The following is an 18,341-nucleotide window of genomic DNA, read 5'->3' as shown; positions in this document are numbered from 1 at the left end:
TCTTTCGGGTTGGTGAATACGGGGCTACGGGCGACGGATCGCGTCGGCCGCGGCCGTGGCGGCGGGTCCCGCGGCCAGTTCCGTCTCCAGGAGCTGCTTGCCGAGCAGTTCCGGGTCGGGGAGATCCATCGGGTACTCGCCGTCGAAGCAGGCGCGGCAGAGGTTCGGCTTGTCGATGGTCGTGGCCTCGATCATGCCGTCGATGGAGATGTAGGAGAGGGAGTCCGCCCCGAGCGAGGTGCCGATCTCCTCGACCGACATGCCGTTGGCGATCAGCTCGGCGCGGGTCGCGAAGTCGATGCCGAAGAAGCAGGGCCACTTAACGGGCGGGGACGAGATCCGGATGTGGACCTCCGCCGCGCCGGCCTCGCGGAGCATCCGGACCAGGGCGCGCTGGGTGTTGCCGCGCACGATCGAGTCGTCGACGACGACCAGCCGCTTGCCCTTGATGACTTCCTTGAGCGGGTTCAGCTTCAGCCGGATACCGAGCTGGCGGATCGTCTGGGAGGGCTGGATGAAGGTACGGCCCACATAGGCGTTCTTCACCAGACCGGCACCGAACGGGATGCCGGAGGCCTCCGCGTAGCCGATCGCGGCCGGAGTGCCGGATTCCGGAGTCGCTATGACCAGATCGGCCTCGACCGGAGCTTCCTTCGCCAGCTTGCGGCCCATCTCCACACGCGAGAGATAGACGTTCCGGCCCGCGATGTCGGTGTCCGGGCGGGCCAGATACACGTACTCGAAGACACAGCCCTTGGGCTTTGCTTCGGCGAAGCGGGATGTTCGCAGGCCGTTCTCGTCGATGGCGACGAACTCGCCCGGCTCGATCTCGCGGACGTACGCGGCGCCGCAGATGTCGAGCGCCGCGGACTCGGAGGCGACCACCCAGCCGCGCTCCAGCCGGCCGAGGACCAGCGGGCGGATGCCCTGCGGGTCGCGGGCGGCGTACAGCGTGTGCTCGTCCATGAAGACGAGGGAGAAGGCGCCCTGGACCTGGGGCAGCACCTTGCCGGCCGCCTCCTCGATCGTCAGGGGCTTGCCGTCGTCGTCGACCTGTCCGGCGAGCAGCGCCGTGACCAGGTCGGTGTCGTTGGTGGCCGCCACCTGTGTGGCGCGGCCGTTCTCCTTGGGGAGGTCGGCGACCATCTCGGCGAGCTGCGCCGTGTTGACCAGGTTGCCGTTGTGGCCGAGCGCGATCGAACCGTGCGCGGTGGCGCGGAACGTCGGCTGGGCGTTCTCCCACACGGAGGCTCCGGTGGTCGAGTAGCGGGCGTGACCGACCGCGATATGACCTTGGAGTGAACCTAGGGAAGTCTCGTCGAAGACCTGGGAAACGAGCCCCATGTCCTTGAAGACGAGGATCTGGGAGCCATTGCTGACCGCGATTCCCGCGGATTCCTGACCCCGATGCTGGAGGGCGTAGAGCCCGAAGTACGTGAGCTTTGCGACCTCTTCGCCCGGAGCCCAGACACCGAAGACGCCACACGCGTCCTGGGGGCCTTTCTCGCCGGGGAGCAGATCGTGATTGAGTCGACCGTCACCACGTGGCACGCGACCGAGTGTAGACGTGATCGACCACTGGTCCGAATTGGGGACATGGGGTCCGGGGGTTGACGGGCCGCGCCACGCCGTCGGCGGGCCGGTCGGCGGCGGCTGCGGCCGGGCCGTCCGGCGCTGGACAAAGATCCAAGGCCGCCCTTCTGACCAGGACAAACGTTCCGCGTACGGCGATCGGCGGGGCGCGGGGCCGAATGTGACCCATGTCGCTGCCGTACCCGGGGTGCCGGTCCGGAGTGCGGACGCCCCGTTGACAGTGGCACGTCACTCTCGGCAAGGTGCTGGATCATGCAGCCCCTCAGTGACCGCACGGTCACCCTTGTGGAGCGCCGCCACGTCGACCTGGTCCGTGTCGCGAGCGCGATCTGTCGCTGCGTCTGAGCTCCGCTCGTCGCCTGATCCTCCCTCGGCCGTGATCGGCGGTTGAGGTCCCTTTCGAGGCGGTTTCGTCTGCCTCGTTCCCCTTTTCGCGGGTTTTCGGTTGTGTCCGATTGCTCGCGCAGTTCCTCGCGCCCCTGGCGGGGCGCCACTTCCCCGGAGTTCTTCCTATGCCTCCGCATGCCTTGTCCCGTCGTGCTGCCCTGGGTGGGGCCGCTGTCGCCGCTCTCGGGACCACGGCCGCCGCCGCGCCTCGTGAGACGCCGTTCCGGGCCGCCGCTCATCGCCCGTCCAGGCGGCCCAACATCCTGTTCATCCTGGGTGACGACCTGGGATGGGCCGATCTGTCCTCGTACGGTGCGCCCCACATCAAGACGCCGAACCTGGACCGGCTGGCCCGGCAGGGGGTCCGCTTCACCGATGCCTACAGCGGGTCGGCGACCTGCTCGCCGACCCGCTTCAGCCTCTACACGGGCCGCTATCCGGGGCGTACGAAGGGCGGGCTGGCCGAGCCGATAGCCGACCGGTCCGTCGGGCTCGACCCGAACCACCCCACGCTCGCCTCGCTGCTGCGCGGCGCCGGGTACGCGACCGCGCTGATCGGCAAGTGGCACTGCGGCTACCTGCCGGACTACTCGCCGACCAAGTCGGGCTGGGACGAGTTCTTCGGCAACTTCGGCGGGGCCCTGGAGTACTACTCGAAGCTGGGGCTCGGCGGCGAGTACGACCTGTTCGAGGGCGAGGTGAAGGAGGGCGACGCCGAGTACAAGGACCTGCGGTACTACACGCGAATCCTGACCGAACGGGCGAGCGAGTACGTGCGCCGGGACCACGGGGACCAGCCGTGGCTGCTCAACCTGAACTTCACCACCCCGCACTGGCCGTGGATCGCCGACGGGGACGAGGAGGAGAGCGCCGAGGTCGTACGGAGGATCAAGGCGGGGGACGGTCGGGCGCTCTTCCACACCGACGGCGGGTCCGTGGAGAAGTACACGGAGATGGTCGAGGACCTGGACCGGTCGATCGGCAAGGTGCTCACCGCCCTGCGGGAGTCGGGCCGGGAGAAGGACACCCTCGTCTTCTTCGCCTCCGACAACGGCGGTGAGCGCTTCTCGTACAACTGGCCGCTCTCCGGCAACAAGTCGTCCCTCCAGGAGGGCGGCATCCGCGTGCCGACGATTCTGCGCTGGCCCGCCAGGATCGACGGCGGGCAGGTCAGCCACGAGCCGGTCTTCACCCCGGACTGGACGGCGACCCTGCTGGAGATCGGCGGCGCCCGCCCCGACCCGGCCCACCCGCTCGACGGCACCAGCCTCGCCGGGTATCTGCTGCGCGGCGCGGAGCTGAAGGAGCGCGATCTGTTCTGGCGGGTGCGCGGGGAGCGGGCCGTGCGCCGGGGCGACTGGAAGTACTACCGGGGCAAGAGCGGCACGGACCAGCTGTTCGACCTCTCCGCCGACCGGCGCGAGCAGGCCGACCGGGCCGCCGACGAGCCCGCGCTGCTGGCCGAGCTGAAGGCGGTGTGGGAGAAGACGGACAGGACGCTGCTGCCGTACCCGTCCTGAGGCCCCGCCGGCCGCCGGTGTCAGGCGCCGGCGGTCAGGGTGATCGCGGTGCCGTCGGCCGCCTTCACGACCAGGGTGTCGCCCTGGATGTCGTAACTCGTCCTGCCCTTGAGGACGGTCCGCATCGTCTGCTCCACGTCGGACGCCTCGCCGACGCACCCCATCTTGGTGGAGGTCAGCGGGCCGAAGGTGATGTGGCCGTCCTCGACGGTGGCCTTGGCGTCGCCGCTGTTGCAGCCGAGGCGGGCGCTGACCGTGCCGTTCTCGGCGAAGACGAGGCGGGCCCGGCCCTCGGCGGACTTCGGCAGCGACTCGGTGTTGTCGTCCGCGCCGAGACCCGTGACGGTCCACTTGGTGCCGACGAGCGCGGCGTCGCGCTGCTTGACCAGGGAGATCGTGGCGCCGTCCGGGCCGGTCAGGGTCAGCCGGCTGTCGTCGCCGGCCGTCTTCACCGTGTTCTCGGCGGCGAGGGCGTGGGCGAGCTTCTTCTCGAAGGCGCGCTGCTTCTTGTCCTCGCAGTACATCTTCGTGGTGGCGGACCTGCCCAGGGCGACACTGGCGTCGGTGACGGTGGCCCGGGCGTCGAAGCGGTTGCAGCCGTAGTTGCCGCGGACCCGCTGGTCCGAGACGAACTCCAGGTACGTGCCGCGCGGCGCCTCGGTCGTCGTCCCGTCCACCGTCATGCTCCGCACGGTCCAGTGGACACCGGTGACCGGGGCGCCGCCGACCTTCACCGAGCCGGGGGCCTTCTCGTCCCCGCAGGCCGTGACCATGGCGAGGCCGGCCACGGGCAGGGCCGCGAGGAGCAGGAGGCGGGGGGCGCGGGGCTTGCGTTGCGTGAACATGCCGATTCGACGGGACCGGCCCGCCGATCGGTTCCGTCCGGCCGCCGGATCAGGCCATGATCGGCAGCAGGGCCGCCAGATCCGCCCGCTCGCCACTGGCGCTGACGAGCGCGTCGTCGAGCGCGGTCTTCCACGCCGTACGTCCCGTGGCCAGGCGGATCCAGGTGAGCGGATCGGTCTCCACCACGTTCGGCGGGGTGCCGCGGGTGTGCCGGGGGCCCTCGACGCACTGGACGACCGCGAACGGCGGGATCCGGACCTCGGTGGAGCCGCCGGGCGCCTTCGCGGCGAGCGCGTCGGCGAGGAACCTCGTCGCCGCGGCCAGCAACTGCCGCTCGACGGGGAGTCCGAGCGCGGGCAGCGCGTCGTTCAGGTCGTCGGTGTGGACGGCGAGTTCGACGGCGCGGGTGACGAGGACGTCGGTCAGGGTCATCGTGCCGACCCGGTGCGCCACGGGCCGGGCGCCGTCGACGCCCGGCGGCAGATACGTGTCGAGCCCGGCGGCGACCCGCGCGTACAGCTCGCTCAGCGGCGCGCTGTCCGCCAGCTCCCGGACGCCGGTGGCGATGGCGGGGGCGGCGGGCGCGGTCAGGGACGGATAGTCGAGCAGCGCCAGATCGGCCCGGGCCGGGGCGGGCTCGGCGAGGCCGCGCGGCAGCATGCCGACGGCCATGGTCACGTGCGCGGCGAGCTCCCGCACCGTCCAGTCGCCGAGCCGGGTGGGCGCCGCGAGCTGCTCGGGCGTCAGCGCTTCGACGGCCTCGCGCACGGCGGCGAACTGGGCCAGGACCGCGGTCCTGAGCTTCTCGGCATCGTAGGAACGCGCACGCTTCTTGGGTGTCCTGGGCGGGGCCATGCCCGTGACCCTACGCCCGCACCGCGAAGCCGCTCAGGCCGTTGTCGACCAGCGCGAAGGCGCGCTCGGCACGCTCGGCGGCGTCCGCCGCGACCTCTCCCGGGGACTCGCCCGCGAGGATCCGCCGGTGGTTGTCGCTGATCAACGCGCTGACCACACCGGACAGCTGGGCCGCGGCGACGGCGGAGAGCAGGCTGTCGCCGGTCTCCGCGGTGAGCGCCTCGGCGGCGGCCCGCTCGCCCCGCACCGCCCAGAGGAGGGCGCGGCGGGCGAGCGCCGGAGTGCGGTGGATCAGCTGGATCAGCGCCAGCTCGTTGCCCTGTTCGCTCAGGCCGACCGACGGGTCCCGGTCGGCGATCTTGCGCAGCACCATCGCGCGGGCGGCGTCGACCGCCGAACTGCCGGGCGAGCGCTCGCCGATGGCCCGCGCCAGGTCCTCGACGTGCTCCTCCATGGGGCCCATGAGGAGGTCTTCCTTGGTCTTGAAGTAGTTGAAGACCGTCATCTTGGAGACGTCCGCGGCCTCGGCGATCTGCGCGACGGAGACCTCGTCGTAGCCGTGCTCCAGGAACAGGTCGGCGGCCGTGCGCCACACCTTGATCGCCGTCTGCCGCTTCTTGCGCTCGCGCAGTCCGAGTCCGCCGTGCCCGTCACCGTCGTCAGCCATGCCCGCACTGTACCAAGATGAAATTTAAGCCCGGATGAAATATTGACCGAGTACATTTTCTCGGGCAGGGTGTGCCGCATGCCTTCTCCTGTGAGCACGACTCAAGTGAGCACGGCCCCCATGAGCGCGGCCCGGCGCAGGATCGGTGTCCTGGTCTGCCTGGTCACGATCGTGCTCGCCGTCCTCGATCTGCAGATCGTCTCGGCGGCCACGGTGCCGATCGTCCGCGACCTGGACCCGGTGCACGGGATCGACCGGTTCCCCTGGCTGATCAGCGCGTTCGCCCTCGCGTCGGCCGCGATGCTGCCGCTGTACGGCAAGCTCTGCGACACCCTCGGCGCCCAGCGCGTCTTCCTGGGGGCCGTCGCCACGTTCCTGCTCGGTTCCGCGCTGTGCGGGGCCGCGCAGTCGATGGACTGGCTGATCGCGGCCCGCGCCGTGCAGGGCCTGGGCGGCGGCGGCCTGATGAGCATCACCATGGTCGTCGTCGCCCACCTCAAGGACCCGGACGCCGAGGACGGGGACGGAGGCGGCGGGCGGTCCGGCGGGATCGGCGGCATCGTCGCGGGCGGCGGCATGGCGCTCGGCCCCTGGCTGGGCGGCTTCCTCACCGACCACGCGAGCTGGCGCTGGATCTTCTACGTGAACCTGCCGCTCGGCCTCGCCGTCCTCGCCGTCGGCGCGGTCGTCCTGAAGCTGCCCGACGAGCCGGTGCGGCGCCCGCTCGACTGGGCGGGCGCGGGCCTGGCCGCCGCCTTCTCCACGGCGCTGCTGCTGGCCACGGACTGGGGCGGCAAGAAGTACGCCTGGTCGTCCCCGGAGACCGTCGGCCTGCTCTGCGCGGCGGTGGCGGCGCTCGCCCTCTTCCTGTGGCGGCAGACCCGCGCCGCCGAACCCGTCCTCCCCCTCTCCCTGTTCCGCATCCCCGAACTGCGCTGGGGATTCGCCGTCCAGGGCATCACCGGCGCCGCGATGATGTGCGCGATCTACTACGTCCTCGTCTATCTCCAGGTGGTGCGCGGCCTCAGCAGCTCGTCCGCCGGGCTGTTCCTGCTGCCGATGGCGGTCGGCATGACGGCCGTCGGACTGCTGGTGGGCCGGCTGCGCGCCTCGGCCCGGACCTTCACCCTCTCCGGCACGCTGACCATGACGGCGGTCTTCGTGCTCCTCGCGACGACCCTGCGCCCCGACACCTCACTGTGGCTGATCCGCGCCGAACTCCTGCTGGCGGGCGCCGGGTTCGGCCAGCTGATCGGGCAACTCATCCAACTGGTGCAGGACGCGGCGCCGCGCCCGCTGCTCGGAGTGGCGACGACGAGCATCCGCTTCTTCCAGACCCTCGGCAACGCCCTGGGCGCGGCCCTCTTCGGCACCGTCCTGTTCCGCCTGTTCACCGGCGACGTGAACGCGATCCCCACCCTCGATCCCGTCCAACGCGCCTCCGCGGTAACGGACTTCGTGCACGCCACGGACACCGTGTTCTGGTGCGGGGCGGCCCTGATGCTGCTCGCCACCCTCCTGGCGACCCGGCTTCCCGCGCGGCGCGGCGCCGACGCGCCGGCCCTGGCCCGGGCCGCGTAGACCGACAGCGCTCCGGACAGCGAAAGGCCCCGCCCGGAGCATCCCGGGCGGGGCCTTCACGTACGTACGGCCGTCAGGCGAAGATGCCCGGCAGCGTTTCCTCGTGGGCCACGCGGAGTTCGGCGAGCGACAGGGCGAACTCGCCCTGGACGTCCACCGCGGCGGCGTCGCCGGAACCGTCCACGACACCGATGCGGGTGACGGGCAGGCCGCGGGCGCCGCACATGTCGTTGAAGCGGAGCTCCTCGCTGCGCGGGATCGACACGACCGCGCGGCCCGCCGACTCCGAGAAGAGGAACGTGAACGCGTCCAGGCCGTCCGGGACGACCAGGCGCGCGCCCTTCCCGCCGAGCAGCGCCGACTCGATCACGGCCTGGATCAGACCGCCGTCGGACAGGTCGTGCGCGGCGTCGATCATGCCGTCGCGCGAGGCGGAGATCAGGATCTCGCCGAGCAGGCGCTCGCGCTCCAGGTCGACCTTCGGGGGCAGCCCGCCGAGGTGGTCGTGGACCACCTGCGACCAGGCCGAACCGCCGAACTCCTCACGGGTGTCACCGAGCAGGTAGAGGAGCTGGCCCTCTTCCTGGAAGGCGACCGGGGTGCGCCGGGCCACGTCGTCGATGACGCCCAGGACCGCGACGACCGGCGTCGGGTGGATCGCCGCCTCGCCCGTCTGGTTGTACAGCGACACGTTGCCGCCGGTGACCGGGGTGCCGAGCTGGAGGCAGCCGTCGGCGAGACCGCGGATGGCCTCGGCGAACTGCCACATGACGGCCGGGTCCTCGGGCGAACCGAAGTTCAGGCAGTCCGAGACCGCGAGCGGCTTGGCGCCGGTCGTGGCGACGTTGCGGTACGCCTCCGCGAGCGCGAGCTGCGCGCCCGTGTACGGGTCGAGCTTCGCGAACCGGCCGTTGCCGTCCGTCGCGATGGCGACGCCGAGGCCGGACTCCTCGTCGATGCGGATCATGCCCGAGTCCTCGGGCTGCGCGAGGACGGTGTTGCCCTGCACGAAGTGGTCGTACTGCTGGGTGATCCACTTCTTCGACGCCTGGTTCGGCGACGAGACCAGCGCGAGAACCTGCGCCTTCAGCTCGTCGGCCGAAGCGGGCCGAGGCAGCTTGTTCGCGTCGTCCGCCTGGAGCGCGTCCTGCCACTCGGGGCGGGCGTACGGGCGCTCGTAGACCGGGCCGTCGTGCGCGACCGTGCGCGGGTCGACGTCGACGATCTTCTCGCCGTGCCAGAAGATCTCCAGCCGGTCGCCGTCGGTCACCTCGCCGATGACGGTGGCGATGACGTCCCACTTCTCGCAGATCTCCAGGAAGCGGTCGACCTTCGAGGGCTCGACCACGGCGCACATGCGCTCCTGCGACTCCGACATCAGGATCTCCTCGGGGGAGAGTGTCGAGTCGCGCAGCGGTACGTCGTCCAGCTCGACGCGCATACCGCCCGAGCCGTTCGACGCCAGCTCGGAGGTCGCGCAGGAGATGCCGGCCGCGCCGAGGTCCTGGATGCCGACGACGAGCTTCTCGGCGAACGCCTCCAGGGTGCACTCGATGAGCAGCTTCTCCTGGAAGGGGTCACCGACCTGCACGGCGGGACGCTTCGACGGCTTGGCGTCGTCGAAGGTCTCGGAGGCCAGGATGGAGGCGCCGCCGATGCCGTCGCCGCCCGTGCGGGCGCCGTACATGATGACCTTGTTGCCCGCGCCGGACGCCTTCGCGAGGTGGATGTCCTCGTGCCGCATGACGCCGATCGCACCGGCGTTGACCAGCGGGTTGCCCTGGTAGCAGGAGTCGAAGACGACCTCGCCGCCGATGTTCGGCAGGCCCAGGCAGTTGCCGTAGCCGCCGATGCCGGCGACGACGCCCGGGAGCACGCGCTTGGTGTCGGGGTGGTCGGCCGCGCCGAAGCGCAGCGGGTCCACGACCGCGACCGGGCGGGCGCCCATCGCGATGATGTCGCGCACGATGCCGCCGACGCCGGTGGCCGCGCCCTGGTAGGGCTCGACGTACGACGGGTGGTTGTGCGACTCGACCTTGAAGGTGACCGCGTAGCCCTGGCCGACGTCCACGACACCGGCGTTCTCCCCGATGCCGACCAGCATCGCGTCGGACTGCGGGGCCTTCTCGCCGAACTGGCGCAGGTGCACCTTGGACGACTTGTACGAGCAGTGCTCGGACCACATGACCGAGTACATGGCGAGCTCGGCGCCGGTCGGGCGGCGGCCGAGGATCTCCACGACGCGCTCGTACTCGTCCTTCTTCAGGCCGAGTTCGGCCCAGGGGAGCTCGACGTCGGGGGTCTTGCTCGCGTTCTCTACGGTGTCGAGGCTCATGAGGCGGCGACCAGCTTCTTGAGGATCGAGGTGAAGAAGGGGAGGCCGTCGGTGCGGCCGGACCCGATCAGCGGTTCCACGGCGTGCTCCGGGTGCGGCATCAGACCCACGACGTTGCCCGCCGCGTTCGTGATGCCGGCGATGTCGCGGAGCGAGCCGTTCGGATTGACGTCCAGGTACCGGAAGACGACGCGGCCCTCCGCCTCCAGCTCGTCGAGCGTGCGCTCGTCGGCGACGTAACGGCCGTCCATGTTCTTCAGCGGGATATGGATCTCCTGGCCCGCCTCGTAGTCGGACGTCCACGCGGTACCCGCGTTCTCCACCCGCAGCTTCTGGTCGCGGCAGATGAAGTGCAGGTGGTCGTTGCCCAGCATCGCGCCGGGGAGCAGGTGGGCCTCGGTGAGGACCTGGAACCCGTTGCAGATACCGAGAACGGGCAGGCCCGCCTTCGCCTGGTCGATCAGCGTCTCCATGACCGGCGAGAACCGCGAAATGGCGCCCGCGCGCAGGTAATCGCCGTAACTGAAACCGCCCGGCAGGACCACCGCGTCGACCTGCTTCAGGTCCTTGTCCTTGTGCCAGAGAGCGACCGGCTCCGCGCCCGCGAGGCGGATCGCGCGCTGGGTGTCCCTGTCGTCGAGCGAGCCGGGAAAGGTGACGACGCCAATACGAGCGGTCACTTTTCGGCTCCCGCGACAAGCTCCTCGACCTTGACGGTGAAGTTCTCGATCACGGTGTTGGCGAGGAAGGTTTCCGCCAGCTCGTGGATACGGGCGAGCGCGGCGTCGTCCACCGGCCCGTCCACTTCGAGCTCGAAACGCTTTCCCTGGCGGACGTCGGAGATGCCGTCGAAACCGAGGCGCGGCAGTGCACGCTGCACCGCCTGGCCCTGGGGGTCGAGGATCTCCGGCTTGAGCATGACGTCGACTACGACGCGTGCCACTGGCACTCCCGGTGTGTGGTGCTGAGCAGGTCCGTTCAGAGTACCCGCCCAAATCTTCTACTCGCGTAGACAGTAGGAATCTACGAGAGCCGCATCACGTTACGGCAACGACATGAGATCCGCACGGAAAATTAAGGGAAAGACAACGAAAGACACCGGCATATCTGCAACCACAGACACGCGGAGGTTTTTAAATGGTCTTCCCTCCGCAATGCCGGACAAGGTAAAAAGGAATGGGCAGAAACCGGAAACAGACCGGAACAGTCGACATCACCGCACGTCAAAGCGGGGTGCCGGACGAAGGGACCGATATTCGTGGCGCAGCGTGTCGTGGTCACTCTCTTTGACGACATCGACGGCTCAGAAGCGGCGGAAACGGTCGCCTTCGGTCTCGACGGCAAGTCGTACGAGATCGACCTGAATCCCGCCAATGCGAAACAGCTCCGCAAGGCGCTGGCCCCGTACCTCCAGGCCGGCCGCAAGCGGAACGGCAAGGCCGCCAAGGCCGACAGGACGGACAGGGCGGCGAAGGTGTTCAAGCACACGGCCGTGAACCCGGACCCGGCCGCCGTGCGCGCCTGGGCCCGCTCGAACCAGCTGGACGTGCCGCCGCGCGGCCGGATCCCCAAGCGGATCTACGAGGAGTTCGCGAAGGCCAACTGAGGCCGCGCGCGGGGCCGGGCCGGCCCGTCCGGCCACCCCGTCAGATGCCCCCGGCGGCAACCGACTTGCGCTGCACCCCCGGCGGTCGGCTAGAGTCTGGAGCACGCCGAGGGGCAAGGCCGCAGGGCCGGAACCCCAAGGAGTACATGCGGGTGTAGTTCAGTAGTAGAACATCCCCCTTCCAGGGGGAAGGCGCAGTGTGCAATTCCTGTCACCCGCTCCGCATCGCGTACCGACCGCCCTCCGGGGTGCGGTAGGCTGGTGCTCGCGCCGATCGGTGAAAGCTGGTCGGAGGCAATGCGAACGTAGCTCAGTTGGTAGAGCGCAACCTTGCCAAGGTTGAGGTCGCGAGTTCGAACCTCGTCGTTCGCTCCAGTTCCGAAGGCCCGGATCCCCCAGGGATCCGGGCCTTCGGCGTTTCCTGCACCGGCCGTCCGCCGGCGTCTGACATTTGTCATGGACGCCGATGACAGCGCGCACTGCCGCCCGGCCCCGGCCGGCGGAAGGCTTGAAGCATGACCAACAACGAGCGCGTGATCGACGTCACTGATCTGCGCCGCGTGTACGGGGACAAGCGGGGGTCCTTCGAGGCGGTGCGCGGAGTGAGCTTCTCCGTGGGCCGCGGCGAACTCTTCGCCCTCCTCGGCACCAACGGCGCGGGCAAGACCTCCACCGTCGAGCTCCTCGAAGGGCTCGCCGCCCCGGCCGGCGGACAGGTACGGATCCTCGGCCACGACCCGCACACCGAACGCGACCTGGTGCGGCCGCGGATCGGCGTGATGCTCCAGGAGGGCGGCTTCCCCTCCGAGCTGAGCGTCACCGAGACGGTCCGCATGTGGGCCGGGTGCACCAGTGGGGCGCGGCCCGTCGGGGAGGCCCTGGAGATGGTCGGGCTCGGCGGGCGGCGCGGCGCGGTCCGGGTCAAGCAGCTGTCCGGCGGTGAGAAGCGGCGGCTCGACCTGGCCCTCGCCCTGCTCGGCCGCCCCGAGGTGCTGTTCCTCGACGAACCCACCACCGGCCTCGACGCCGAGGGGCGCCGGGATACGTGGGAACTGGTGCGCGGGCTGCGCGCCGAGGGCACCACCGTGCTGCTGACCACGCACTACCTCGAAGAGGCCGAGGACCTCGCCGACCGGCTCGCGATCCTGCACGAGGGGCGGATCGCCGCCGAGGGGAGCGTCGACGAGGTCGTCGCCGCCCAGCCCTCGCACATCTCCTTCGAACTGCCCGAGGGCTATCTGCCCGGCGACCTGCCGCCGCTCGCCCCGCTCGGGATCAGCGGGCACGAGACCGAGGGCCGGATCATCCGGCTGCGCACCGGCGAACTCCAGCGCGCCGCGACCGGGCTGCTGCTCTGGGCCCGGGACGCGGGGATCGAGCTGCGGCGGCTCGACGTCCGCGGCGCCTCCCTCGAAGAGGCGTTCCTGCGGATCGCGCGGACCGCGAAGGACGGCACGGAAGACAGCAGCGGCGAGGCACGGCAGAAGGAGATGGCGGCATGAGCACCGTGGCGACGACGACCTCCGCGGGGCGGCTCGCCTCGCTCGCGCGGGCCGAGTTCACCCTCATCGGACGCAGCAAGGGCGTGCTGTTCACGGCGGTGTTCGTACCGCTCGTGCTGCCGCTGAGCCTCTCCCGGTCGATGGACGAGGGGGACCTGAAGGACGCCGGGCTGAACCTCGGCACCGTCCTGATCTCCTCGGCGATCGCGTTCTCCCTGCTCTTCGCCGTGTACAGCGCGCTGGTGAGCGTCTACGCCTCGCGGCGCGAGGAACTCGTCCTCAAGCGGCTGCGCACCGGCGAACTGCGCGACCTGGAGATCCTCGCCGGGGCCGCGGTGCCGTCCGTGGTGATCGGGCTCGTCCAGTGCGCCACGGTGGCTGCCGTGTGCGCCGTGGCGCTCGACGCGGGGGCCCCGAGCGCGCCCCACCTGGTGCTGCTCGGCGTCCTGTTGGGCATCCCGCTGTGCGTCACGCTCGCCGCGTTCACCACGGTGTTCAGCCGCAGCGTGGAGAGCGCGCAGGTCGCCGCGATGCCGATGCTGCTGGTGTCGATGATCGGCTCCGGCGCGACCGTTCCCCTGGAGATGCTGCCCGACCGGATCGCGGCCGTGTGCGAGTTCCTGCCGCTGACGTCGGCGCTCACGCTGGTGCGGGGCGGCTGGAGCGGCACCCTGTCCGGCGGGGAGTCCCTGAAGGCGATCGCCGTGGCGGTGGCCTGGATCGCGATCGCCGTGTTTGCTGTCCAGAAGCGGTTCCGGTGGGAACCGCGGCGCTGACGGCGGGAGGATCTTCGGTGGCGCGGGTTCGGTGGCGGGACCGCAGCAAGGTCGAGCGGGTGGAATGGCAGAGCCGCTTCACACTGGCCGCGGTGAACTGGTTGTTCCTGCTCGCCTGGTCGGGCAGCGGCCTCGCCGGGAGTCTGCGCGGCGATCCCACCGCTTTCGGCCTCGGGATCGCGCTCGTCGTGGTGAACATCGCTCAGTGCCTCGTCGCCGGCCGGCACACCGGGCTCGCCCTCGACCAGTACCTCGGGCGCGGGACGGTGCCGCGGAGCCTGACGCTCACCGCCGGGGCCCTCACCGTCGTCGCGTTCGCGCTGATCGCCGCCATCGTGGCCACCGACAGCAACCGGAGCGGGCTGATCGCGATGCCGCTGCTGTTCGCGCCGATGCCCTTCGGCGGGGCGTACTCGCTGATGGTGCCGGTCCGCCGGTTCATCCGGGAGTCGGCCGTGGTCATCGCGGTCGTCCTCGCGGTCAGCGCCGCCCTCGGGAACGTCTCGACGAGCCTGATCGCCGAGGCCGCGGTCCTCAGCCTGGGTGCCGCGCTGGCACTCGGCTCCTACCGATGCAGCGCCTGGAACCTCTCCGTCATGTGGGAGTCCGAGCGGGCCCGCGAGACCAAGGCGCTGCTCGCCGTCGCCGAGGAGCGGCTGCGCTTCGGCCGCGATCTGCACGACGTCATGGGCCGCAATCTCTCGGTCGTCGCCCTCAAGAGCGAGCTCGCGGTCCAGCTCGCCCGGCGCGGCCGGACCGAGGCGGCCGTCGCGCAGATGGTCGAGGTGCAGCGCATCGCGCGGGAGTCGCAGAAGGAGGTGCGCGATGTCGTACGGGGATATCGCGAGGCCGACCTCACGGTCGAACTGGCCGGTGCGCAGGGAGTGCTGGACGCCGCCGGGATCACCTGCACGGTGACCGGGTCGGCGGCCGGGCTGCCCGACGAGGTGCAGGCGGCGCTCGGCTGGGTGGTGCGGGAGGCGACGACCAATGTGCTGCGGCACGGAGACGCGAACACCTGCCGGCTGGACATCGAGAGCGGAGCGGAGGACGTGGTGCTGACCGTGGAGAACGACGGGGCGGGCGACGGCACGGAGACCGGTTCGGGCTCCGGGCTCGCCGGGCTGCGGGAGCGACTGGCCGTCCTGGACGGGGAGTTGACGGCGGGGAGGGCCCGCAAGGGGGTCTTCCGGGTGCGGGCGCGCGTCCCGCTGCCCGGGGTCGGGAACGCCCCGGCGCGCCAGGAGCGGGAGGAGGCCCGATGACCGTACGGGTCCTGCTCGCCGACGACGAGCACCTGATCCGGGGCGCGCTGGCCGCCCTCCTCGCGCTGGAGGACGACCTGGTGGTGGTCGCCGAGGCCGCCACCGGCCCCGAGGCGCTGGCCATGGCACGGGCGCACCGGCCGGACGTCGCCGTGCTCGATCTGGAGATGCCGGGCGCGGACGGTGTGAGGGTGGCCACATCGATCAGGGCCGAGCTGCCCGACTGCCGGACCATGATCGTCACCAGTCACGGCCGCCCCGGGCACCTCAAGCGGGCGCTCGCGGCCGGGGTGCGCGGCTTCGTGCCGAAGACGGTGAGCGCCCAGCGGCTCGCCGAGATCATCCGGACCGTGCACGCCGGAAACCGCTATGTGGACCCGGAGTTGGCCGCCGACGCGATCGCCTCCGGCGACTCCCCGCTGACCGCGCGGGAGGCCGAGGTGCTGGAGTTCGCGGCGGACGGGGCCCCGGTCGCGGAGATCGCCGAGCGGGCCGCCCTGTCCCAGGGCACGGTCCGCAACTATCTGTCGTCGGCCGTCTCGAAGCTCGGGGTGGAGAACCGGCACGCGGCCGTGCGTCTCGCGCGCGAGCGGGGTTGGGTATAGTTGGCGTCGCGCTTCGGCGCACGGAGCACCGCGAAAGCGGCGCTTTGCGAACGTAGCTCAGTTGGTAGAGCGCAACCTTGCCAAGGTTGAGGTCGCCGGTTCGAACCCGGTCGTTCGCTCCAGAATCGCAAGAACCCCGGTCCTCTCGGACCGGGGTTCTTGCGTTGCCGGGCTACAGGCTCCAGGGCGTCCCGGTCAGCAACTGATACGCCTCGATGTACTTGGCGCGCGTCGCGGTGACGACCTCGTCGGGCAGGGCCGGCGGTGGGGTCTCGCTCTTACGGTCCCAGCCGGACGCGTCCGACGTCAGCCAGTCCCGGACGAACTGCTTGTCGTAGCTGGGCTGGGCGCGGCCCGGCTGCCACTGGTCGGCCGGCCAGAAGCGGGACGAGTCCGGGGTGAGCACCTCGTCGGCGAGGATCAGCGTGCCGTCCTTGTCGAAGCCGAACTCGAACTTGGTGTCCGCCAGGATGATCCCGCGCTCGCGCGCGATGTCCCGGGCCCGGCTGTACACGGCGAGGGTCGCCTGGCGCAGCTGGGTGGCGGTCTCCGCGCCGACCTGGCGGGCCACTTCCTCGTAACTCACGTTCTCGTCGTGCTCGCCGACCTCGGCCTTGGTGGCGGGCGTGAAGATCGGCGCGGGCAGCTCCGAGCCGTCCTCCAGGCCCTTGGGGAGGGCGAGGCCGCAGACCGTGCGCGACGCGTTGTACTCGACCAGGCCCGAGCCGGTGAGGTAGCCGCGGGCGACCGCCTCGACCGGGACCATGTCCAGGCTCTTGCAGATCAGGGTGCGGCCCGCCCAGTCGGCGGGGGCGCCCTCGGGCAGCTCGGTGGACAGGACGTGGTTCGGGATCAGGTCCTTGAGCTGGTCGAACCACCACAGGGAGAGCTGGGTGAGCACCTTGCCCTTGTCCGGGATGGGGCTGGGCAGCACCCAGTCGTAGGCGGAGATGCGGTCGGTGGCGACCATCACGAGGTCGCCCGCCTCGTTGCGGTACAGGTCCCGCACCTTGCCGGTGTGGAGATGCACCAGGCCCGGCACCTGAAGCGGCTCGGGCTTTTCGACGAATCCGGACACGGTTCCTCCCCGTGGTTCTGTACGAGTACCTCTGATTCTCCCGTACGAGGGGGTGGGCCCTGGCCAGGGGTCCCGGTCGGGGGTCGGTTCTCAGTCCCGTTTGCAGATGCGGTCCAGAAGGTTGGCCGTCGCCCGCTGGATACGGGGGTCGACGTGCCCGGGGCGGTCGAGCGCCGGGGACCAGGCGAACGTCCCGGACGCGAAGACCAGCGCGCCGGACGGTGCCCGGTACAGCGAGGTCTCCTGGTGGCGGCGGACCTTGTCGCCGTCCCGGTAGGGGGAGTGCGCGAGCAGGATGCGGTCCTCGTGGTCGGGCAGGGCGGTGCGCGGGAAGTACCGATCCGCCTCACCGGCCACCAGGCCGTCGATCTCGTCGCCCTCGTGCGCGCCCGTCGCCTCCCACAGCCAGTGGTCCGCGTTCCGCACGACCAGCGGGTGCGGCTCGGGGACCCGGCCCGCGTACTGGATGCCCATGAGCTGCTGCTCGGGCCGATCGATCTCCCGCCACAGCGTCGGCTTGCCGGGGCCGCGGCGCTTGCGGCAGGTCAGCAGGCGGTCCGGGACACCGGAGGCGGACGGGCCCAACTCCACCTGCCAGTACATGGTGTTGGCCGACAGGAAGACCAGGGACGTGCCGTGCTCGCGGGCCAGCTCGGTCGTACGCCGCATGTTCGCCGACCAGTACTCGTCGTGGCCGGGGAAGACCAGGCCGCGGTAGCGCGTCGGGTCGACCCGGCCCGCGTGCAGGTCGCGGGCGTCCGCGTACGCCAGGTCGTAGCCGTAGCGCTCCGCCCAGCGGATGAAGTCGTAGGCGTGGCCGACGTGCAGCGGCAGACCCGCGCCCGCGTACGGGCGGTCGAAGGAGACCGTGATCGCGGCCTCGCTCTCGCCGAGCAGCCGGCCCTCCTCGTCCCACGCGTGGTAGAGGCTGGCGCCGGTGTGGCCGTCCTCCGGGTACAGGTTGTACGCCTGCCAGGTGATGTCCGGCAGCAGCAGGAGCAGATCCGCGGGGCGGGTGTCCCGCACCGTGAACGGGACGTGCGAGCGGTGGCCGTCGACGGTGGTCAGGACCGCCACGTACGCCCCGACGTTCCAGAACGACGGGATCTGCAGCCGCCAGGACTGCCACCAGTGGTGGCAGGAGACCGTGCGGTCCACCGACAGCGGCGCGGGCTGGACGATGCCGGAGAGCCGGGGGCTCGTGGTGATCTTGGCGGCGCCGTCGCCGCCGTAGTGCCCGATCCGGTAGATGTCCACGCTGAACTGCTGGGGCGGGTCGACCGTGATGTGGAAGTCGATCGCCTCGCCGGGCGCGGCCGCGCCGGTGGAGGTGAAGCCCTTGATCTGGCGGTGCACGTCGTCCGCGGTACGGGGGCCGCCGGTACGGGGGCTGGGGATGGCCGCGGTGTTCGTGGAGCCGGGCTGCGCCGCGTGGCCCAGATCGACGTACCAGGGGACGACCTGGCCCGTGTCGTCGAAGTAGTGCTCACTGCCGCGCAGCCAGGGCAGCGGGCCCTGGCCGAAGGGGTCGCTGACGGCGTGCGCCATCGCGCCGGACTCCCAGCGGCGGGTGCGGGGGCGCGGGGGCGGTGCGGCGTCCCGTCCGGCCTGCTCCTCGGGGTGCTCCGCCCTGTCCGGACCCAGCGCCATATGTGTTCCCCTCCCTCGCTCCCCCGAGCCGAGCGCGGATGTCGGGTCCGCCCGGCGCGCCGCTCTGGCACGCCC

At 71.0% G+C, this 18,341-nt stretch carries 17 protein-coding genes and 3 tRNA genes; 11 read left to right on the top strand and 9 right to left on the bottom strand.

What is annotated here, in order from left to right:
* Nucleotides 1-24 precede the first annotated feature (24 nt).
* On the bottom strand, nt 25-1,551 hold the full coding sequence (gene purF, locus K377_RS34460) for an amidophosphoribosyltransferase (protein WP_111667556.1): 1,527 nt from the start codon (nt 1,549-1,551) through the stop codon (nt 25-27).
* 294 nt (nt 1,552-1,845) lie between these two features.
* Between purF and K377_RS42905 the strand changes: the two genes are divergently transcribed.
* Both K377_RS42905 and K377_RS34455 read left to right on the top strand, forming a co-directional pair.
* Entirely contained in the window at nt 1,846-1,938 is a 93-nt protein-coding gene (locus K377_RS42905) for a putative leader peptide (protein ID WP_343238130.1), read from the top strand.
* 167 nt (nt 1,939-2,105) lie between these two features.
* Nucleotides 2,106-3,500, top strand: coding sequence for a sulfatase (locus tag K377_RS34455; RefSeq protein WP_111667555.1), 1,395 nt, complete (start codon nt 2,106-2,108; stop codon nt 3,498-3,500).
* Nucleotides 3,501-3,520: 20 nt separating this feature from the next.
* On the opposite strand, the gene K377_RS34450 is transcribed toward K377_RS34455, so the two are convergent.
* Genes K377_RS34450 through K377_RS34440 form a run of 3 tightly spaced genes read right to left on the bottom strand, consistent with a single transcriptional unit; the run spans nt 3,521 to nt 5,868 of the window.
* The gene (locus K377_RS34450) at nt 3,521-4,345 is read right to left on the bottom strand and encodes an META domain-containing protein (protein WP_111667554.1); all 825 of its coding nucleotides are present in this window, start codon (nt 4,343-4,345) and stop codon (nt 3,521-3,523) included.
* Nucleotides 4,346-4,394: 49 nt separating this feature from the next.
* Nucleotides 4,395-5,201, bottom strand: coding sequence for a maleylpyruvate isomerase family mycothiol-dependent enzyme (locus K377_RS34445; RefSeq protein ID WP_111667553.1), 807 nt, complete (start codon nt 5,199-5,201; stop codon nt 4,395-4,397).
* A gap of 10 nt (nt 5,202-5,211) precedes the next feature.
* Nucleotides 5,212-5,868: a TetR/AcrR family transcriptional regulator gene (locus tag K377_RS34440; protein ID WP_111667552.1), complete on the bottom strand. Its 657-nt coding sequence runs from the start codon at nt 5,866-5,868 to the stop codon at nt 5,212-5,214.
* A 120-nt stretch (nt 5,869-5,988) separates the two neighbouring features.
* Between K377_RS34440 and K377_RS34435 the strand changes: the two genes are divergently transcribed.
* Entirely contained in the window at nt 5,989-7,449 is a 1,461-nt protein-coding gene (locus K377_RS34435) for an MFS transporter (RefSeq protein WP_111667551.1), read from the top strand.
* A 73-nt stretch (nt 7,450-7,522) separates the two neighbouring features.
* Here K377_RS34435 and purL read toward each other — a convergent pair whose 3' ends face one another.
* Genes purL through purS form a run of 3 tightly spaced genes read right to left on the bottom strand, consistent with a single transcriptional unit; the run spans nt 7,523 to nt 10,727 of the window.
* Nucleotides 7,523-9,784, bottom strand: coding sequence for a phosphoribosylformylglycinamidine synthase subunit PurL (gene purL / locus K377_RS34430; RefSeq protein ID WP_111667550.1), 2,262 nt, complete (start codon nt 9,782-9,784; stop codon nt 7,523-7,525).
* The gene (gene purQ / locus K377_RS34425) at nt 9,781-10,464 is read right to left on the bottom strand and encodes a phosphoribosylformylglycinamidine synthase subunit PurQ (RefSeq protein ID WP_111667549.1); all 684 of its coding nucleotides are present in this window, start codon (nt 10,462-10,464) and stop codon (nt 9,781-9,783) included. The genes purL and purQ overlap by 4 nt, the downstream gene beginning before the upstream one ends.
* Nucleotides 10,461-10,727 (bottom strand): phosphoribosylformylglycinamidine synthase subunit PurS, encoded by a 267-nt coding sequence (purS, locus tag K377_RS34420; RefSeq protein WP_018529550.1) that lies wholly within the window; start codon nt 10,725-10,727, stop codon nt 10,461-10,463. The genes purQ and purS overlap by 4 nt, the downstream gene beginning before the upstream one ends.
* A 315-nt stretch (nt 10,728-11,042) precedes the next feature.
* Here purS and K377_RS34415 point away from each other — a divergent pair, with 315 nt between their 5' ends.
* From K377_RS34415 to K377_RS34380, 8 genes are all read left to right on the top strand, one after another.
* Nucleotides 11,043-11,390 carry an Lsr2 family protein gene (locus K377_RS34415; protein ID WP_111667548.1) on the top strand — a complete coding sequence of 116 codons (348 nt, stop codon included), beginning with the start codon at nt 11,043-11,045 and terminating at the stop codon, nt 11,388-11,390.
* Nucleotides 11,391-11,538: 148 nt separating this feature from the next.
* Nucleotides 11,539-11,610: transfer RNA gene (locus tag K377_RS34410), tRNA-Gly, on the top strand.
* Between the two features lie 79 nt (nt 11,611-11,689).
* Nucleotides 11,690-11,765 (top strand) — tRNA-Gly (locus tag K377_RS34405).
* A 140-nt stretch (nt 11,766-11,905) separates the two neighbouring features.
* A complete protein-coding gene (locus tag K377_RS34400) occupies nt 11,906-12,892 on the top strand; it encodes an ABC transporter ATP-binding protein (RefSeq protein ID WP_111667547.1) in 987 nt (328 codons plus the stop codon).
* A complete protein-coding gene (locus K377_RS34395; protein ID WP_111667546.1) occupies nt 12,889-13,668 on the top strand; it encodes an ABC transporter permease in 780 nt (259 codons plus the stop codon). The genes K377_RS34400 and K377_RS34395 overlap by 4 nt, the downstream gene beginning before the upstream one ends.
* Nucleotides 13,669-13,685: 17 nt before the next feature.
* Entirely contained in the window at nt 13,686-14,933 is a 1,248-nt protein-coding gene (locus tag K377_RS34390) for a sensor histidine kinase (protein ID WP_258395240.1), read from the top strand.
* Nucleotides 14,930-15,538 carry a response regulator transcription factor gene (locus K377_RS34385; RefSeq protein WP_111667545.1) on the top strand — a complete coding sequence of 203 codons (609 nt, stop codon included), beginning with the start codon at nt 14,930-14,932 and terminating at the stop codon, nt 15,536-15,538. Before K377_RS34390 ends, K377_RS34385 begins: the two co-directional genes overlap by 4 nt.
* 46 nt (nt 15,539-15,584) lie before the next feature.
* Nucleotides 15,585-15,660 (top strand) — tRNA-Gly (locus K377_RS34380).
* 50 nt (nt 15,661-15,710) lie between these two features.
* Here K377_RS34380 and K377_RS34375 read toward each other — a convergent pair.
* Both K377_RS34375 and K377_RS34370 read right to left on the bottom strand, forming a co-directional pair.
* Nucleotides 15,711-16,616, bottom strand: coding sequence for a phosphoribosylaminoimidazolesuccinocarboxamide synthase (locus tag K377_RS34375; protein ID WP_111667544.1), 906 nt, complete (start codon nt 16,614-16,616; stop codon nt 15,711-15,713).
* 90 nt (nt 16,617-16,706) lie between these two features.
* A complete protein-coding gene (locus K377_RS34370) occupies nt 16,707-18,164 on the bottom strand; it encodes a N,N-dimethylformamidase beta subunit family domain-containing protein (RefSeq protein ID WP_111667622.1) in 1,458 nt (485 codons plus the stop codon).
* Between the last annotated feature and the right edge of the window lie 177 nt (nt 18,165-18,341).

Source organism: Streptomyces sp. PsTaAH-137, from assembly GCF_003259365.1.
GTDB lineage: Bacteria > Actinomycetota > Actinomycetes > Streptomycetales > Streptomycetaceae > Streptomyces.
Note: the sequence above shows the minus strand (reverse complement) of the source record. Positions and strands in the feature narration are given on the sequence as shown.

Excerpts from the sequence above, each read along its gene's own strand:
- K377_RS42905 (WP_343238130.1), top strand. The coding sequence starts at position 1,846 with ATGCAGCCCCTCAGTGACCGCACGGTCACCCTTGTGGAGCGCCGCCAC.
- K377_RS34455 (WP_111667555.1), top strand. The coding sequence starts at position 2,106 with ATGCCTCCGCATGCCTTGTCCCGTCGTGCTGCCCTGGGTGGGGCCGCT.
- K377_RS34450 (WP_111667554.1), bottom strand. The coding sequence starts at position 4,345 with ATGTTCACGCAACGCAAGCCCCGCGCCCCCCGCCTCCTGCTCCTCGCG.
- K377_RS34445 (WP_111667553.1), bottom strand. The coding sequence starts at position 5,201 with ATGGCCCCGCCCAGGACACCCAAGAAGCGTGCGCGTTCCTACGATGCC.
- K377_RS34440 (WP_111667552.1), bottom strand. The coding sequence starts at position 5,868 with ATGGCTGACGACGGTGACGGGCACGGCGGACTCGGACTGCGCGAGCGC.
- K377_RS34435 (WP_111667551.1), top strand. The coding sequence starts at position 5,989 with ATGAGCGCGGCCCGGCGCAGGATCGGTGTCCTGGTCTGCCTGGTCACG.
- purL (WP_111667550.1), bottom strand. The coding sequence starts at position 9,784 with ATGAGCCTCGACACCGTAGAGAACGCGAGCAAGACCCCCGACGTCGAG.
- K377_RS34400 (WP_111667547.1), top strand. The coding sequence starts at position 11,906 with ATGACCAACAACGAGCGCGTGATCGACGTCACTGATCTGCGCCGCGTG.
- K377_RS34395 (WP_111667546.1), top strand. The coding sequence starts at position 12,889 with ATGAGCACCGTGGCGACGACGACCTCCGCGGGGCGGCTCGCCTCGCTC.
- K377_RS34385 (WP_111667545.1), top strand. The coding sequence starts at position 14,930 with ATGACCGTACGGGTCCTGCTCGCCGACGACGAGCACCTGATCCGGGGC.
- K377_RS34370 (WP_111667622.1), bottom strand. The coding sequence starts at position 18,164 with ATGGCGCACGCCGTCAGCGACCCCTTCGGCCAGGGCCCGCTGCCCTGG.